This window comes from Leptolyngbya sp. Cla-17 (genome assembly GCF_016807185.1).
Lineage (GTDB): Bacteria > Cyanobacteriota > Cyanobacteriia > Leptolyngbyales > Leptolyngbyaceae > ULC077BIN1.
Genome location: NZ_JAEVYN010000001.1, coordinates 319183 through 336564, shown reverse-complemented (window position 1 = coordinate 336564; position 17382 = coordinate 319183). Strand labels below are relative to the sequence as shown.

Annotated in this window: 15 protein-coding genes and 1 tRNA gene; 12 read left to right on the top strand and 4 right to left on the bottom strand. The window is 48.0% G+C overall.

The genetic code is table 11. The features are described from left to right. Nucleotides 1-53 precede the first annotated feature (53 nt). Nucleotides 54-695 carry a DUF3318 domain-containing protein gene (locus JOY44_RS01680; RefSeq protein WP_171572035.1) on the bottom strand — a complete coding sequence of 214 codons (642 nt, stop codon included), beginning with the start codon at nt 693-695 and terminating at the stop codon, nt 54-56. A 329-nt stretch (nt 696-1024) separates the two neighbouring features. Between JOY44_RS01680 and JOY44_RS01675 the strand changes: the two genes are divergently transcribed. From JOY44_RS01675 to JOY44_RS01655, 5 genes are all read left to right on the top strand, one after another. Further along, complete coding sequence (locus JOY44_RS01675; RefSeq protein WP_171572034.1) at nt 1025-1585, top strand: pyridoxamine 5'-phosphate oxidase family protein; 561 nt, start codon at nt 1025-1027, stop codon at nt 1583-1585. A gap of 91 nt (nt 1586-1676) precedes the next feature. Continuing rightward, nucleotides 1677-2084, top strand: coding sequence for a cupin domain-containing protein (locus JOY44_RS01670; protein ID WP_171572033.1), 408 nt, complete (start codon nt 1677-1679; stop codon nt 2082-2084). A gap of 334 nt (nt 2085-2418) precedes the next feature. Further along, a complete protein-coding gene (locus JOY44_RS01665) occupies nt 2419-3855 on the top strand; it encodes a hypothetical protein (RefSeq protein WP_171572032.1) in 1437 nt (478 codons plus the stop codon). Nucleotides 3856-4029: 174 nt separating this feature from the next. Further along, the gene (locus JOY44_RS01660; RefSeq protein WP_171572031.1) at nt 4030-4398 is read left to right on the top strand and encodes a helix-turn-helix domain-containing protein; all 369 of its coding nucleotides are present in this window, start codon (nt 4030-4032) and stop codon (nt 4396-4398) included. A 16-nt stretch (nt 4399-4414) separates the two neighbouring features. Beyond that, entirely contained in the window at nt 4415-4978 is a 564-nt protein-coding gene (locus JOY44_RS01655; RefSeq protein WP_171572030.1) for an IS630 family transposase, read from the top strand. Between the two features lie 37 nt (nt 4979-5015). Here JOY44_RS01655 and JOY44_RS01650 read toward each other — a convergent pair whose 3' ends face one another. Continuing rightward, entirely contained in the window at nt 5016-8012 is a 2997-nt protein-coding gene (locus JOY44_RS01650; RefSeq protein WP_203031911.1) for a CAAX protease, read from the bottom strand. Nucleotides 8013-8089: 77 nt separating this feature from the next. Further along, a complete protein-coding gene (locus tag JOY44_RS01645; RefSeq protein ID WP_171572028.1) occupies nt 8090-8713 on the bottom strand; it encodes a hypothetical protein in 624 nt (207 codons plus the stop codon). Between the two features lie 254 nt (nt 8714-8967). Between JOY44_RS01645 and JOY44_RS01640 the strand changes: the two genes are divergently transcribed. From JOY44_RS01640 to JOY44_RS01630, 3 genes are all read left to right on the top strand, one after another. Beyond that, on the top strand, nt 8968-9582 hold the full coding sequence (locus JOY44_RS01640) for a 2OG-Fe(II) oxygenase (RefSeq protein WP_171572027.1): 615 nt from the start codon (nt 8968-8970) through the stop codon (nt 9580-9582). 250 nt (nt 9583-9832) lie between these two features. Further along, nucleotides 9833-10540 (top strand): HAD family hydrolase, encoded by a 708-nt coding sequence (locus JOY44_RS01635; RefSeq protein ID WP_171572026.1) that lies wholly within the window; start codon nt 9833-9835, stop codon nt 10538-10540. 76 nt (nt 10541-10616) lie between these two features. Beyond that, a tRNA-Ala gene (locus tag JOY44_RS01630) sits at nt 10617-10689 on the top strand. Between the two features lie 137 nt (nt 10690-10826). On the opposite strand, the gene JOY44_RS01625 is transcribed toward JOY44_RS01630, so the two are convergent. Next, nucleotides 10827-12404, bottom strand: coding sequence for an adenylate/guanylate cyclase domain-containing protein (locus JOY44_RS01625; protein ID WP_171572025.1), 1578 nt, complete (start codon nt 12402-12404; stop codon nt 10827-10829). Nucleotides 12405-12694: 290 nt separating this feature from the next. Here JOY44_RS01625 and JOY44_RS01620 point away from each other — a divergent pair, with 290 nt between their 5' ends. From JOY44_RS01620 to wecB, 4 genes are all read left to right on the top strand, one after another. Next, nucleotides 12695-13351: a glutathione S-transferase family protein gene (locus JOY44_RS01620; protein ID WP_171572024.1), complete on the top strand. Its 657-nt coding sequence runs from the start codon at nt 12695-12697 to the stop codon at nt 13349-13351. Nucleotides 13352-13557: 206 nt separating this feature from the next. Next, a complete protein-coding gene (locus JOY44_RS01615) occupies nt 13558-15363 on the top strand; it encodes a hypothetical protein (protein WP_197984878.1) in 1806 nt (601 codons plus the stop codon). Between the two features lie 313 nt (nt 15364-15676). Beyond that, nucleotides 15677-16051 (top strand): hypothetical protein, encoded by a 375-nt coding sequence (locus tag JOY44_RS01610; protein WP_171572023.1) that lies wholly within the window; start codon nt 15677-15679, stop codon nt 16049-16051. 184 nt (nt 16052-16235) lie between these two features. Then, nucleotides 16236-17354 carry a non-hydrolyzing UDP-N-acetylglucosamine 2-epimerase gene (wecB, locus tag JOY44_RS01605; protein ID WP_171572022.1) on the top strand — a complete coding sequence of 373 codons (1119 nt, stop codon included), beginning with the start codon at nt 16236-16238 and terminating at the stop codon, nt 17352-17354. Nucleotides 17355-17382: the final 28 nt, after the last annotated feature.

The following is a 17382-nucleotide window of genomic DNA, read 5'->3' as shown; positions in this document are numbered from 1 at the left end:
ACCATCCAATATTTCTGGCCTTCAGCTATTAGCTTGGTGAGGAAAGCTTCTCCTTAAAGAACTTCCTCCGTTTCCTTCAGCTTTGATTTAGCTTTTGCGGCGCTCTTTTTCAAGGCATTCAGTCGTGCTTCGTATTTTGACCGTAGCTTCTTTTTCGGGGATTGCTCTATCAGCACTTTGAGGGCACTTCCCAAACTTTTGTAAGCATTGGGTAACGTGTAGCCAAACCGAGTTGCAAGGGCGATCGCTCGCTCATCTGCATCCGTTAGCTCTTGCAAAGTTTTTTCATTATTATTCTTCTGCCAAAGCCGCCAGCCGGACACACCGCACAGTGACAACGCCAGCACAAGGAGCAAGCCATCTTGCACCCATAACTCTCCAACAGCGCCACCTAACCCAATTGCCAGAGCAGCCATTTCCCAACCATCTCGTGGGATGGTGTCATTTTGAATACGTCCAACCTCATGCCAAAACATCAGATTGCGCTGATCGGTTGCAAGCTGCTCCCACTTAACCATATCAATCTGAACTTCAACCTCATCTTTGCCAATCTCTTCAGAGACTATCAGCGCGGGGTTGACAGCAGTCGTCGCTTCAACGGAAACCCAACTCTGCAACTCTGGAGGCAGTAAACCTCGCAGTCGTCGCAATTCACTCATTTCGGCTCTTGCCGTAGAGGATGCATAAGATGCCATGGACAACTTAAAATACTTCCAAAATCAATACAAACTTGTCTTTAGGATCATAGCGATCTTGGTGCCAATTTGGGTACCTAAAAAGAAATGGTTAACAAATTCTTAGGAAAACGCTAAGGCTCTTGCGATTCGTGAAACGCTAGTGAAGCTTTCCACAAGACTCCCTGTGGGATCACATTAGGCATAATTATAGGCTGAGAGCACTTCAGAATGTGATTGAGAACAGAGGAAGTCAACAAAGGCATTCATGATACGAAAAAAGAGTCTTTTACTTCGCACTACGTACTATTTCTGTCAATCAAATTCTGTCAATCAAACTCTAGATACCTATGGCAAAAGTATACGATCGCATTTCTGATGAGTTGCAAGACTTTATCCGTCAGCAACTCCTGTTTTTTGTGGCAACGGCCCCGCTCAGTACGGCTGGGCATGTCAACCTTTCGCCTAAAGGATTGGATAGCTTTCGGATCATCTCACCGAATCGAGTTGCTTACCTCGATTTGACAGGCAGTGGCAACGAAACATCGGCACATCTGCTGGAAAACGAGCGGATTACGCTGATGTTTTGCGCTTTTCAGGAACCACCCCTAATTTTGCGGCTTTACGGTCAAGGACGCGTTGTGCTGCCTCATGCTTCAGATTGGCAAGAGTTCTATTCACTTTTCTCTCCCATACCCGGTGCGCGCCAAATTATTGTGGCAGAGATTGACCGGGTGCAAACCTCTTGTGGTTTGGGCGTACCGCTGTATGAACTGCAAGACCAGCGATCGCTGTTGGTAGACTGGGCAACCAGAAAGGGAGAAGCTGGATTGCAAGACTATCGTCAGCAAAAAAATTCCGTCAGTGTGGATGGATTGCCCACTCCCCTTGCCAGTCAGGGCATTGATTAATAGGGGAAATGGTCAACCGTGCGATCGCGCTCCACGAGTATATGTGGGTAGCAAAAATCTAATCACTTACAAAGTCAAATTGGAGTTAAACATGAATTTAGACAAAGATATAGTTACCGTAAGACCGGAAATGACTATAAACACGCTTCAGAAACTACCAAATTATGTTGGTATATCTGCATTGACGGCGGGTGCTAAAGGTATATCGATGAACATGGTAGTAATACCGCCAGGTGCTAAAGCAGAACCACATTTCCACCAAGGCTTTGAGACCGCAATATATTTACTGAAAGGCAAAGTGGAGACTTTGTATGGTGAAAACCTAACAAAGTCAATTGTGAATGAGGAAGGCGATTTTATCTTCATCCCGGCAGGTGTACCTCATCAACCCCGAAACCTTAGTGATAGTGAATCTGCCCTAGCAATCGTGTCTCGCAATGACCCAAATGAGCAAGAGAGCGTTCAGATTTATTCCCCAAATAAAAATGATCCTGGATAACAAGCCGTAGGAGCAGAACGAAAGATTAGACTGTGGGTGATGTAATCGGGACTTGCATCTGCTCAATCGTCCGCCCAGAGGGGTTGCCCACTTCCCTTGCCAGTCAGGACATTGAGTAGATTAATTGTGCTCTCTGTTTTTGGTCGAGGTTGATGGCAACCCATATACAGAGTTGCCGATTCCGAATCAGAATACCCAATTATTTTCTTAATGCCGAGAAAAATCTACATAACAAGGTGTTAAATCTAAAGTCTCGTTGCTTTTCCGTAGTGAGAGGTAATCGAATTGTAGAAGCATACGTGAGATGTCACTTTGCAATTTTATACAGATCAGCATGGACACTGTTGAGTACATTGAACTGTTTTGGGATTGTCCAAAGTGTGGTCAAAACCACATCAGTGCAGTTTTTAATTCACAGAGTAACCGTTGTCCGAATTGCTTGTATTGGCGGGTGGAAGACATCGAACTGTATGAAGCACCAGATAGCCAGCTCATTACCGACCCCCATTTATTTAACCGTAAGCCGTTTTGGGTTTGCAAGGTTTGCGCTGCTGTCAACGAAGATACTGGCTTATCAGCTCACCTACTACAGTGTGGCAACTGTGATAGCTATCAAGTCTCAGAAGTTGGTGGCATTACTGGGCATCAAGCAACGGATCAGCAAGCACCGAAATCAGTTGAAGTAGGCAAAACTATTGAATTTCGGGGAAATAGCCCAACGAGCGACTCTAGCAATTCTGTGCAGCCGCGATCGCGCAACAAAAACAAGCACTCAAGATGGTTAGTTGGTAGTCTCACAGGTCTGACGCTTGCTAGTGGCTTTTGGGGAAGTTCTATCTGGTCTCAGATGAACGATCCAGCTATACTGCAAGTTCAAGTCACTGACTTGCAATGGACAGCCGAAATAGATGTCCAAGAACAGAAAACATTTACTAGACAATCGTGGCGTACCTCAATGCCCACGGGTGCCTCTGTTGTAAAATCGGAAAGGAGACAACGGGGAACTCGCCAAGAACAGCGAGGTTTGAGGACACTAATGGTTGAGAAGCAATACCAAAGTGCCACTCGTACCGAAACTTACTACGAACCAGAACAATACCAAAGTGGCACTCGTACTGAGACCTACACCGAGTCAGAGCGTTATCAATCTGGTACTCATACCGAAACCTACTACGAATCAGAACATTATCGATCTGGCTCTGAGGAAAACTGCACAACGATTTCCAGAGGAAACGGCATTGGTCAACGCAGTTGTAAAAGCATCTCGGTTTATAGCACTCGGCAAGTACCACGTACGCGCTCTGTCCCGGTTTATAACACTCGGCAAGTACTACGTACGCGCTCTGTCCCGGTTTACAGCACCCGGCAAATACCACGTACGCACTCTGTTCCAGTCTATAAAACCCGTATAGTTCCTGTACAAGAACCGATTATGGTGAGTGTTCCAGTTCAAGATACTTGGGTGACTTATCGTGTGAGTGAGTGGGTTGACAGACAGACCCATAGGCGAACAGGGCGGAACGATTCTCCACGGAGTACAGCTGTAAAGCTAGCCCAGTTACCCCCACAGCGGATTTCAGCAACCCGCATGATCTGTCGCCTAAAAGGTGCCTTTGCTATTCAAAGTAGTTGGTTTGAGAACCCTGAATCAATGTCAGGATCATGGGAGTTGCCTTGCGAAGAGTACGATCAAATTAATATCGGAGAACGAGTAAAACTTCGCCGAAATGCCACTAATTCAGTAAACCTGGTGCTATCCTCAACACCCTAAAAGTTGGTGCATATCGTAAGAAGGTCTAATAATTAAAATGCAGCGAATGGTTGAGAGCTGCATTTGCTGAGTTTAAATTTGCCTGTCACCGCTGGTTTCAGCCTTACAGCAATTTTCAGGTAATCAGCCCTTTGTTGGTATGATATGACGTAGATAAACTACCCGGTTTGTAAAATGCCCGTCGCTTACTCTACTGACTTACGGACTCGTGTGATTGATGCTTGGACGGCGAAAGAAGGAACCCAAGCTCAACTGGCCGAACGATTCAAAGTGAGTGAAAGTTTTGTCAAACGAGTGTTGCGTCGATACCGCAGCAGTGGACAAAAAGAAGCTAAACCGAGGGGAGCAACGCTTGCTCCCACGATAGATGGAGAACTATTGAAGCTAGTGCAAAGGTGGGTTGAGCACAAACCTGACATCCATCTAGACGAATTGTGTGAACAATTAGAAGCGCATCAAGGAATTAAAGTGAGTCAGCCTACCATGTGTCGAGCACTGCAACGCTTGAGGCTACCCCGTAAAAAAAACACTGTACGCCAGTGAGCAAGATTCTCCTAGAGTGCGGGGGCAGCGAGATGAGTACCGTTGCTGGTTAGAGCAGGTGGATGTGCGCAACTTGGTGTTCATTGACGAAGCCGGCATTCATCTAGGCATGGTGCGCTTGTTTGCACGGGCTTTACGAGGCCAACGAGCAGTCGATGCAGTGCCTCGCAATCGGGGCACAAACGTTTCACTCATTGGAGCATTGAGTCTGGATGGGTTGATTGCCTCTATGACCCTGGAGGGCAGTGTGGATACGGCAGCATTTTTAAGCTACGTCAACGATGTGTTAGTCCCACAATTATGGATAGGGGCAATTGTGGTCATGGACAACCTCAAAGTACATCATGCCCACTCGGTCCGCGCTGCCATTGAAGCGGTGGGAGCACAGGTGGTCTTCTTACCCCCTTACTCCCCAGACTTATCTCCCATTGAGTTGTGTTGGTCAAAACTCAAGCAGTTCTTGCGTTCCAAAGCAGCTCGTACTTATCAAGCCCTCGACCAAGCCATGACTGAAGTGCTCAACTACATCACCGAAGATGACGCGCTCGGCTGGTTCAATCACTGCGGTCTATTCACTTGAAATTCGCTGTAAACTAAATTTTTATAGATTAAGCGTTTTACAACCAGCCCAGTGGCGTTGGAGCGATGGGTTCAATGTCGGGAGCATCGCCGCCGATTTGGTTGGTTCGCAACACCCAGATGGTGGCGCCTTGATCGAGAAATTGTTTTGCGATCGCTTCACTAGCAAGACGAGGCAACAGGGTTCGCCAGCTTCGTAAACCCACCGATACTCCCTGAAAAAAGTCTTCCTCCGGGCTAATCCCCAAAGTAAATTCATTGTTTTGCCAATCAGCACGAGCAGAACCCCAGGGCAGCAGTTCTCGCCGAATTCCTTCCGTCAGCTTGACCAGTTGTGCAAACTGTTCTGCCTCGCCGGGTTCATCTTGCAGTTCTTCCACAAATTTAGGATCAGATTCGATCGCATTGCGGACTCGTTTGAGTGCAGCATATAGGGCTTGATTAGAATCCTGAGAGCAATTGTGAGCCGGACCCACATAGGTTCCACCCGTACCATCGCCAATTCGGTATCGAGCAATCATCACTTCAAGCTCATACAGCAGCACGTTTAAGACAGAGTATTGCCTGCCGTAGACGTTAAACGCCCCAGTAAACGAGTCCAGTTTGATCAACACATCGCAAACAGGGCGAGTTCCTAACCAACCCACTTGGCGATCGCCCATAAACCGATGCCACGCGAATTTTCCGGCTGCAATGCCATCAATGTTGTGGGAATAAACCTGATAGTACTGAATATCAAACATGAGTTCATCCGCCAAAGGCTCCCGGATCACGGTTGCTATGCCATAGGCAAAATGCCCGAAGAAGATGGGTGTCTTTGCGGCAGGTTCTCGGTTTTTACCGCCAATTCCGCCGTAAACATGCAGAACAAGCGCGCGATCGCCTTCGCTCCACAGGTTCTGGTTTTGGAGTTCGGAGTGGGCAGTGGGAAAGGACGGTTCCGGGTTTTGGATTTCAGATTTCGGGAAGTGGTTGGGTCTGGAATCCTCTGCCCCTTGATTCCTGTCGCCTATCAACATCACCGATCGAATCTGTCCTTTCTCGCCTTTGACCTGCCAAGCCTGTTTCTTTAAATAGTGCCAGGAGTCCTGTTTACCGACTATGACTTGATCTGGGCAGAGACGGAAAAGAGCACGAGGCGCGATCGCCTGCACAACAAACACTCCATTGGCATCTTTTGCGCCGTAAACATACCACCCCGTTTCATTTAGCAGCGTTTTTTCAATGTCGTGAGTGGTGGATGGATAACTGCCGTAGGCTTTGGCTAAAGCGACTTGAGGAAAAGCAATGATTTCTTCACCGCCGTCAAATTGACCCGTTAAGCGATCGTAGTGAGCCACCCGAAACAGCCGAGAGGTGTGAAGAGTGAGAGGCGCGGCAAGAGTGGGGGCTGAAGGTGATTCGGTTGCAGTTAGTGTTTCTGTTGCTGCCTGTGCTTGAATCTCAGCAACCTGAAGAATTTTGACTAACGCATAGTAACGCCCAGTAATTTGCAACGGTTCTCGGTTGATCCGCAGCACATAAGGTGTTTGGTCTTGACTATGGGCTTCTATTTCCTGCACTTCTACCAAGTCAGTTAGCGCCACGATTACATCATCGTTGGGTCTTGCACCTGCCAATGACTCTAGGGGATCAACCTGCTGCCAATGGTTGAGGCGATCGGGGTGAATCACTCCCTGCCGCTGGCTATCTTCAGCTTCTTGGCTAAAATGCACCGCCTTAGTGACCGTTTTCACAAATCGCTGAGTTGTGGAATCAGTACTCCAGCAAAGGGGGACGACTTTGCCGATCAAATGCTGATACTCGGTTGGGGCGTGGTGTACTTCAAACCAAACTCCTCGTAGGGTGTAACGCTCTTGAAGGCTGGGGAGAATGAGCCGTCCAATCCAGGGCGCGATCGCCTGATAGCGATCGGAGTCAACTGTTTGATTCAGTGGATAAAACTCCGGTCGGTTAAAGGCTGCTTGCTGGTACACCTCGTAATTACCAGGCGTTGCCGCCCTAGCCGTAGACACCACCGACGACGAACCCTGAAGAATGCCAGAAATCACTTCAACTGTTTGCTGCAAATGAGTGCGCCCGTCTGGCAACCGTGCTTCTGCTCCATAGGGACCATTGGCAGCGTTGTGTCCCACGGGACCGAGTGAAATGAAACTAATTTTGCCGCGAGCTTTTGCCCGATTCCAGTAAGACAAAAAGAACAGCTTCCAGCGGCGGGGAAACAGGATTGGACCTTCTTTCTCGACTAGATCTTTGTCACCGACGATGTGGTAGAGATGCTCCACAGCCAGCAGGTTATGATTGCCGCTAATGACCCCTGCCAAAGATACCAGCTCGATTGGGGCTTGTAGTGCCCGTTTTACATAAGGAGCCGCACCCGCCGCCATTTGTCCACCACCGCTGTATCCCAGAAGGGTCACGGGTATGCCGCACCCCCGCCAATAGCCATGATGAATCAGGCTGTCGTAAATCATTTGGGCAGTGGCTTGGTTGTAGATCGGTCCATAGCGTTGATCTCCTGCCACACTGACGATCAACGTGTTGCGAATGTTGATTGTTGCTCCAATTAACGCTCCCAAGATGCCACCGGAAGCCGTCATTTGATAGTGATCGGCTTTGCGCCAGAGAAACGATAGCCATCGATCTTCGGTTAATGGCTTATTGAAGACGGTGTAGGGCATCAAGCCACGAATGATGGCGATGTCGGACGGTAGGGCGGCAGCTAGCTCATCTAAAAAAAGCTCCACTTCTGGCAGATATTCAGATTGCGATTGACAGATTCCATCTAGATAGATCACGTACTTGCGAATGTCAGTATTTGCAGGAACTGGCTCTTCTAAAGTGCCAGGGTTGATTGCAATATCTAAGTCATCGTCATACCAGCCTGCCCACCAACCCAACGCTTCCAACGGCACCAGCAATCCGGCAAACACAAGTGTTGTAAGCAGAATAAAAATAATTTGTAAGGAAAAGTTCCAGGTTGCGACTAAGCCAGTTAGGGTCAGGGTTATCGCTAGCCAAAGGCCTTGAACCACAGTGCTAAATCCTATAACCAAGGTAAGTACTAGAGCCGCCAAACCTAGCCCAATCAAGCGCAAGACTTTACGGTTGCTCACGATCGCCGCCCCTGTGCAATGATACGTTCTAGATCTTTCAAGTTAGTGACCAGAGGCACTCCCGCGACGGAATTGCGAATCCAGTGTCCTATGTTGGCAACGGGTCGCCCTACCGTACGTTGCAGCAGTTGCAGCACTGCCCAACCCAACACGCCGCACCAAAACCCTTGCCACAAACCTAAACCAAGCGTGGCTTGGATGCCGACTAAAAACGCGAGAAAGCTCCAAATTGAAAGGACGATAGAGATCGGCACCCCTAGATAAGGCAAAGCAATAAAAACGCTAAAAACTTTGGGCGCAAAGGAGATAGCCAGGGTGATCAGAAGTTGGGCGAAGGGAGCACGGTTGTTTAAAAAGATTTTGAGAACGATCCAGGTGCTACCCGCCCAAAACAAAAAGCCGAAGACGAACAAAATCGATGCGATCGCTAAACTCAGCACGAAACGTATCGGTTTCACTCGATTGACAAATAGCACAATTCCTTGGGCGATCGCTTCAGATAAACCAGATATCAGCAGCACTCCTAGGGATATGAGTCCGCTGGAAGGCGATTGCACAACGTACCGATAGGTTTCTGGATTTAAGGAAATTGCCCCAACCTCAATATCCCAGAAGTTCATGACCTTACCTTCTTACGTCAACGGTTACTCTGGATCGATGATTACCCGAAGTGGCTCGGAAAACCAGCCCATCTAATTTTTACCATGCTTGCATATCTTGGTAGGTCGGCAAAGTGCGGCGGGTCGGAAAATTCTGAGTTTTAAGTTCAAAATCTACGGGTGCTTCTGCTTCATCAAGCAAGAATGTCTTAATCTGGAAAGACAGTTCTCAAAGCATTCCCAAAAGCAGCGCGATCGCTGCTCAATCTAAAACAGTGAGCTACTACCGTCAACAGCCGAGTGCATTTTCTGCCGCCTATCTTAACGATCTGAAAGGCGAAATTTTGGCATGTCCCTACTTTGCAGTCAATAATCTCAACCGAGATTTTGTTGGCACTAAAGGATTTTCGCTCGTGTTTCAGCGATCTCATCTGGCAGAAGTGGAACGACAGTTTCCATTTTTTAGCTCCTACCTGGATTTAGCGCTTGAGCCAAATTGCAATGCGTTTTATCTAAACCCACTCCTGCTCAAGGAAGATTCCCGCGTTGATCCGCATATCGATCGCTCCTTGCGGTCCTATTGCAAAACGATTGATCCGCCCGCGAGCGTCAGTGTGCTATATGTGCAGGTGCCGAACCCTCTTCAAGGCGGCGAACTCATTCTGCGAAACCACAGGCAGCAAGTGGGACAGATCAAGCCCCAACCTGGTACCCTTCTGTGGTTTCAAGGCGATTTAACCCATTCGGTCAATGTGGTAAAAACGTCTGGAAGCCGTCTCAGCCTGGTGTGTGAGCAGTACAATTTGGTGGATGCAGAGCTAGAAGATATTCCAAAATTTGCGATCGAGTCCAGAGTGCTAAAACCAAAACAACGCAGCCATAAATATTAACTCGGCAACACAATGACTCGATATTGGCACTCGGTGGTTTGAGCGTAATTGAACCTACCCAGTGCTGCAAGTGCTGAACATGATCGCTGAGCGAAGTCGAAGCATGACCCAAAACTGATAGAGAATAACTGTCCTGTGCTAATAGAAATCTAAGATTAGGTGCTTCTCTTAGCAGTCAATTGGTGATGAAAAATTTGAGCCTCTTTAATGTGGTAGGTTTCATCATAGAAGGGTATTACTTTTGCTTGAGATGCTGAAAGCCATTCTGTTTGACTTCAATGGTGTCATCATCAACGATGAGGCAATCCACAACAGGCTCATCGATCAGTTGTTGATTGAAGAAAATTTGCGCCCAAAACGCGGAGAATTACGCCAAATTTGCTTGGGACGAAGCGATCGCGCTTGCCTTCAAGATTTATTTGCTAGCCGTAGCAGAATCTTATCTGATGCCAACTTGGATAGATTAATCAGCCGCAAATCCGCTGCCTATCAACAAGAACTCGCCAACTTAGAAAAACTGCCCATCTATGCAGGCTTGCCCGATATTTTGTTCAACATCCACGCGGCACAACTCAAAATCGCCATAGTCACGGGAGCGCTGCGATCGGAAGTGACTGCTGTCTTGGAACGGGTGGAACTCAGTGATGAGTTTTCAGTGATTATCTCTGGGGATGAGCCATTTCCCAGCAAACCAGAACCCGATGGTTACCTTCTGGCTGTGAAGCGGCTGAATGAATTGTATCCAGAGCTGAATCTGATGCCTGCCGATTGCTTGGCAATTGAAGATACTTTTGCTGGAATTACGGCAGCTAAAAAAGCAGGTATTCCTGTTGTCGGCGTTGCCAACACATACCCGTTTCACATGCTGCAACGCTGCGCTAATTGGACAGTGGATTACTTATCCGATTTGGAGCTAGACCGCGTTCGCCAAATCTACGATCGCCCAACCGCCGCTTAAACGTTGGCGGCTCTTGATTCCTAAACCCCTTCCCTGCTGGTCAGTGATAAAATGACTAAGCCTTGAACATCCGCTTGGGGAGTTAGCTCAGTTGGTAGAGCGCTGCGATCGCACCGCAGAGGCCATCGGTTCGACTCCGTTACTCTCCATCCTTGTACTGTACGTTCGCACATTAAATGTCGCAGTTCGCAAATTAGTGTCGTTTTAGTATAGTTCTACTGTCTTTCGCAAGTGAACGTCGTTGAGTGAGACTCTATTAGCGTTTGGCTTAACGGTGCGATCGCTTCTACCCTTTCACCCGATAAATATTCAGTGGTTTGGGCTGTCCTTTGACCGGACGAGGCGGCAAGGCTTCCGTTAAAAAGCTGGAAGGGAGGGCTTTTTGGGTAGCATCCGTCAGCAAAATCGACTCTCCTACCTCCTTCGTCAGCGATTCTACTCGTGACGCAATGTTAATCGTGTTGCCGATCGCCGTATATTCCAACCGCCGGCTGGAACCAATGCTGCCCACTACTGCAATTCCGGTATGAATGCCGACTCCCATTGTTAAGGGTGCTAATCCTTGTTGTTCTAGATAGTGATTAATGTCTTGCAAACTAACCAGCATCTCTTGGGCAGCGGTCACGGCTTGTGCCGCGTGGTCAGGTAGGTTTTCGCCCACCCCAAACAGCGCCATAAAGCCATCGCCTAAAAACTTATTGACCATCCCGCCATGACGTTGCTCCACAATTTCCACCATCTCGGTCAGAAATAGGTTGAGCAGCGTCACAATGTTTTGTGGCGATTCTGTCGAGCAACGACGGGTAAAGTTTCGCAAATCGGCAAATAGCACAGTCAGTTCTTGTTCAATACCGCCCAGGTTAGGATCTCGGCGCAAAATTTGGATAGCGGCTTGTTCTCCCACATGCTGCCCAAACGTTTCTTGAAGATGCTGTTTTTCCTGAAGTTCGGCAATCAGGTAGTTGACCTCATCAATCAATGGACCAAATTCATCCGCACGTAAAGACTTAACCCGAGCATTGAGGTTGCCGTTTGCCACTTCAGTTGCCACGCGCTGGAGTTCCTTAATCGGTTCAACCACCAGTTGGCTCACCATCCAAGCACTCGTCAGACTGAAAAGAATGCCCAAAGTGCCAACGGCGATCGCAAACCAGGCATCTTTTTGTTCACAGGTATGGGGCGCAACCACCAACAACAATAACGATGCGATTGGGCAAATGCTGCCGCAAAATGCTAAAAACACCCAGCGCCACCGCAGATTGAGGGGAAAAGTGCCAGGTGTTTGGGCAGGGTGAGCATCTTGAAACAAAATTGGATAGAGCAACGGCTGAGTCAATAGTTCAATGGAGAAAAAGCCGTGAGTGGTGGCAATCAGGGCTGCCACGATAAACGAGATGGGCAAATCAAACCAGAGGCGGGGGTTGAGTGTGCCGGGAGCTGAGGAGAGCGTCAATAAAAAAACTGGAATGCAGAACAGCCAAAGAATACCTGAGATCGCCATACCCCACCAAGGCAAATTGATCACTCGTTGTCGGGCTTTGAGCAGGCGATCGGCTGAAATCGGTTCATTTTGCAGCAGCTTTTGGCAAGGGCGGTGCAGAACAAGGACTGCCCAAATCCACAATGCTGCGCCCACGGGGTAAACCACCGCATTAAACGCCACCACGGTTCCTAAAAACACCGACAACTGCTCGGCACTCAACAACGGTCGAATGTAGGTGAAGTTGTACCAAATGTTAAAGGCACTGCCAAGGAGTTGAGCCATGCTGGGCGCACAGATCACCAAAGCTAAACGCCGCCCTAATGGGTTGTACCAAGCTGCTTGAGGCGCGATCGCTGGCTCAATGCCCATATCATCTTCCACCGTATGCTTTCCTTAAACCAATCAGAGAATTCAGCCTGTTTCAGGAAATTTCCTGGCTTACTCATAACCTATCTCTAACAACTCATCACCCGCCATAAATGTTGTTTGGGTTGAACGGCTGATTGACCGACAAACCTCCTGAAACCCCTGTAAGTGGTTCGCTGGATCTGGTGAATAGAATTTGCGCCTCTAAAAACACAGTCTGCCTGCACAGGCTGACAGAACAAGGGTTAACCAGTTTGTTATTCTTCAAGGGAGCAGTGCTATGTCATTTTTAAGTGAGAGTTTCAATGCTGAAGTTTTACTACAACCCGTTTTCTGGCAATGTGCGTCGAGTGTGGGTCATGTTGCTGGAAAAACACATCCCTTTTGAATCGATTTTGGTTAATCTGGATGACGATCAGTTTGGGAATGACTTTACAGCAGTTAATCCACTCCAGCGCATTCCTGCCATCGTAGACAATGGATTTCGGGTCATAGAGTCGTTGGCGATTTTAGATTACCTAGAAGCAAAATATCCAACGCCCTCATTGATGCCGAGTGAACCTGAAAATATTGCGATAGTTCGGATGGTAGAGATGCTAGCGGTCAGTGAGCTTCAGCCTTCCCTGCTGGCTTTGACCCGACCCTTGGTAGGGCTGGAGGTTGACAATCAGAAGCTTGACGCTGCAAAAGAGCGCGTTATCTCAGTGATGCAGTTTTACGAGAATCTTCTCGGTAGGCACTCGTACTTTGTTGGAGAAGATATCACGTTGGCAGATATTGTTGCTGGAACGTTGGTGCCTTTATTAACCATGTTTGGTTTTTCTCTAGACGCCTATCCTCGCTTGAAAGCTTGGTCAGACCAACTTGCGATGCGTGAAAGTTGGCAACAAACAACGCCACTGCCTGAAGTTCTAGAAGCCGCTTTACCAAATATCAGAAAAATTTTAGAGCGCCGATTATAGGGGTTGTCTATCCATAAACCCTATGCAGAGGAAGCAGTCCATTGGTGCTTATGATATTTTAATTGCTGCAACTGCCTTGCAATGTCATTGACTGATGGTCACTGCGAATCAGCGAGAATTTGCTCAGGTTCCTGGGATACAGACTGAAAATTGGCGACAGTCGTATGGCTGAAACCCGCGATTGAAATGTTATTTAGGATTGATTTGTGCTGCACCCTTTGCGATCGCATTCTGAACGAATTCGCTTCCCTCTCTGGCTAAAATGGCTGCTGGTCTGTTTGCTGGTGCTTGGAGTGGTGTTTCGCTTCGTTAATTTGAACCACAAAGTCTACTGGCATGATGAAACCTACACGTCTTTGCGGGCAGCAGGTTATACACGGGATGAAATTGACAAGGAGTTATTTCAAAATCGGGTGATTGCTGCTAGCGAGTTGCAAAAGTTTCAGCGAATTAAGCCCGGAAGTACGTCGCTTGATACGCTGCGATCGCTGGCAGTGGAAGATCCTCAACATCCGCCACTGTATTTTTTGATGACGCGGTTGTGGATGCAAATCTTGGGAACACCTTTGGAGTGGATGTTTCATAGCCCATTAACGGTAACGCGATCGCTGCCTGCGTTGATTAGCTTGCTAACACTACCTGCCATGTATGCCCTCGCGTGGCAACTGTTTGGTTTACACGACCTTGCCTTGCTAGCAGCCACTTTGATGGCGCTGTCTCCCTTTGATGTTTTGTTTGCTCAGACGGCGCGGCAGTATAGCCTGCTCACTTTAATGGTCGTGGTTAGCAGCTATTTATTTTTACGAGCCTTGCATTTGACTAATGCCCCACCGGCGAATCGGTCGCATCACTATCGAAAGCCGCCGCCGCTATGGCACTGTTGGGCGCTCTATGGCTTCTCTGTCACGATTGGGCTGTATACCCATCCATTTTTTGCCTTAACGCTAGCCGGACACGCTGCTTATGTGGGACTGGACTCTTGGCTGACTCAGGGTACAGCACCACTCAAAAACACGTTGATCGGATTTGTAAGCGCGATCGCCGGGGCAATCATTCTCTACTTTCCCTGGCTCGTAGTGATGATTAGCAATGCCCAACGTGCGTTTGCCACCACCGATTGGACGCAATTTTCACCCGGCATTGATTACCTGCTGAAACTCTGGACGCTCAGTTTCACTGCCCTCTTCTTCGATCTAGATTTTGGCTTTAACAATCCCTGGACTTATCTGGCAAGGGTGCCGATACTCATCTTAATTTTCGCATCGCTGTATAGCCTCTGCCGCCGTACTCGCTCTACGACGTGGCTGTTTGTGTTGACCTCTATTCTGGTGCCGTTTTTGCTATTAGCAATCCCGGATGTGGTGTTGGGCAACAAACGCTCTGCGGTTAGCCGTTATCTTATTTCTTGCTTTCCAGGGGTACAGCTTGCAGTGGCTTACTTTTTGGCAACGAAGTTATCCATGACAACGTTATACAGTGGGCGATCGTCAAAGCAGATTGCGCCCTCAACTGCCTATACGTTGCGCCCCAAACTTTACACGCCGCTCATCCCTTTTCTGTGGCGTGGCACCTTGGCGGGTTTGCTGGCGGGTTGTCTGATTTCGCTTACGGTTAGCGCCCTTTCAGATAGCTGGTGGAACAAGGACTTGAGCTATGCCAATGACAAAACGGCTGATCTGATTAATCAAACGCCTGCGCCACTCATCATTAGCGATATTGGCGACGACTTTACAAATACGGGCGATCTGATATCTCTCAGCTATCGATTGAATAAACCCGTCAGCTTGCTGTTAGTAAATGATCCAAAAATTGTAGACACACCTGAGTTTCAAACATCACTTCAAGGAAACACCGCGATCGCGTTTCGCCCTTCTAGAAAACTACAAGTACAGCTAGAACAAACCTACGGCAAGCTATCTCAGGCGATCGCCGTAGAAAAACTCTGGAAAATACCTTCAACAAAATCTATTTCTGAGAAAAAAGCCGGCAAAATCAAAAGAAACGTTAAGTAAAACCGTCATGAAAGTTTATGAAACTGTTGAACTGCAAAAGCTAATTTGCTCTGCCAGGTTGAAAGGCAGACCGCAGGCGCTTTATGAAGGCTTCACAGCATATAGGCATTGACGAGCCAAGTGGCTTTGAGCCGTTAAGATATTTACTGATTTAACTTCACTCTGTAAACAAATTCCCACCACTGTAAATTTACCTAACGAACCCTTATTTTTATTTGGTAATTCTCTATACTAAATTTCATTAGACCCCGGGTGTGGGGATCAAATTTAGTATTTCAAAAATTCAATACCCTTTATTTTTTAGGAGGAAGACATGGCTCTCTCTCACAGCCCAAGCTTGGGTAACTTTTACGCACTTTTAATGATCAAAAGTTTTCTAATCTGGACATTTACATTAGCCGTTTGCCTACTAATCGCAGGATTTCCTCTCGTTATTTTGATGGTTGTTGTTGGCTCATTGCTAGCAGTAATCTTACAGTCCGTGATTCCAATGAGTTCTGTATTGCTCGTAGCGGGTGGCATTATTGGTCTCAATATATTGGGAATCATGTTAGGTGCTGCCATGCTGACGCTACGCGGCGTTCACCCCGACCAAGTCAGTTGGTTGCGCTGGCTGCAAGGTGAAGAAAATCCTAGAAATATCTCAGTTTTTGCAGCCTGCCCTTTGACCTGTGCCACGCGCAATTAAATTATTTTTCGTTTAACTGTCTGCCTACTTTGCTAACTGATTGACAGTCCCCCTCAAAAACCCGGCACGACCGGGTTTTTTGTTGGTCGTCAACTCGATCGCGATTCGCTCACTGCCACACACCAGCAAGCGTATGATAGGAGTGCTCTAAACCTGCTAGGTTTTTCTAAAACCCGCGATCGCAATGCTGCAAGCTCCTATTCCCATCAGCCTAATTGTTGGCACCCGCCCCGAAGCGATTAAAATGGCTCCGGTCATCCAAAAATTTCGTGCCTCACCAGACTTTGATACCCAGGTAATTTTAACTGGGCAGCATCGAGAAATGGTAGATCAGGTGATGCAACTGTTTGACCTGACTGCCGATCGCGATTTGGCAATCATGCAGCCTAAACAAACCCTGACTGATATTACCTGCTGGAGTTTGCAAGGATTACAGGACTTGTTTCAACAGTTGCAACCACGGTTAGTGCTTGTGCAGGGAGATACAACCACGGCTTTCGCTGCTGCCTTGGCTGCGTTCTACCAAAAAATTCCAGTTGGGCATGTAGAAGCTGGATTGCGAACTGATAATCTCTATAATCCCTATCCAGAGGAAGCCAATCGCCGCCTCATTTCACAGCTTGCATCCCTGCATTTTGCGCCGACTTCCTTATCAATGGAGCATTTGCACCAATCGCGTGTGCCTGGAGCCATTCACCAAACCGGAAATACGGTGATTGACGCGCTGTTATCCATGGCAAGCCGTCAACCCCAGTGCCAAATACCCGGATTAGATTGGAATCAATATCGGCTGATATTGGCGACTGTTCATCGGCGGGAGAACTGGGGTGCGCCCTTGCTCGACATTGCAGCAGGGTTTTTGCAAGTGCTAGAAAAGTTTCCTGATACGGCACTGCTGTTGCCGCTACACCGTAATCCTACGGTTCGCGAACCGCTGCAAGAAAAACTGGGTAATCATCCCAGAGTATTTTTGACTGAACCGCTAGATTATGCCGAATTGGTGGGAGCGATTCAGCGTTCTACCTTGCTGCTGACCGATTCTGGCGGATTGCAGGAAGAAGCCCCTAGCCTTGGCAAGCCGGTACTGGTGCTGCGAGAAACCACAGAGCGACCCGAAGCGGTAATGGCAGGAACGGCAAAGCTTGTGGGCACGAATCCAGCCAAAATTTTTCAGACGGCAGCGGAATTACTCAGCAATCCTGATGCCTATGAGGCGATGGCAAAAGCGGTCAATCCATTTGGAGATGGACATGCGAGCGATCGCATCCTTGAAATTGTCAAAGACTATTTTGCAGACTCCTGAGTGCTGAAAACTAATTCAGCTCAGCCGC

Coding starts and splice junctions, on each gene's coding strand:
- JOY44_RS01680 (WP_171572035.1), bottom strand. CDS start 695: ATGGCATCTTATGCATCCTCTACGGCAAGAGCCGAAATGAGTGAATTG.
- JOY44_RS01675 (WP_171572034.1), top strand. CDS start 1,025: ATGGCAAAAGTATACGATCGCATTTCTGATGAGTTGCAAGACTTTATC.
- JOY44_RS01670 (WP_171572033.1), top strand. CDS start 1,677: ATGAATTTAGACAAAGATATAGTTACCGTAAGACCGGAAATGACTATA.
- JOY44_RS01665 (WP_171572032.1), top strand. CDS start 2,419: ATGGACACTGTTGAGTACATTGAACTGTTTTGGGATTGTCCAAAGTGT.
- JOY44_RS01660 (WP_171572031.1), top strand. CDS start 4,030: ATGCCCGTCGCTTACTCTACTGACTTACGGACTCGTGTGATTGATGCT.
- JOY44_RS01645 (WP_171572028.1), bottom strand. CDS start 8,713: ATGAACTTCTGGGATATTGAGGTTGGGGCAATTTCCTTAAATCCAGAA.
- JOY44_RS01635 (WP_171572026.1), top strand. CDS start 9,833: ATGCTGAAAGCCATTCTGTTTGACTTCAATGGTGTCATCATCAACGAT.
- JOY44_RS01620 (WP_171572024.1), top strand. CDS start 12,695: ATGCTGAAGTTTTACTACAACCCGTTTTCTGGCAATGTGCGTCGAGTG.
- JOY44_RS01610 (WP_171572023.1), top strand. CDS start 15,677: ATGGCTCTCTCTCACAGCCCAAGCTTGGGTAACTTTTACGCACTTTTA.
- wecB (WP_171572022.1), top strand. CDS start 16,236: ATGCTGCAAGCTCCTATTCCCATCAGCCTAATTGTTGGCACCCGCCCC.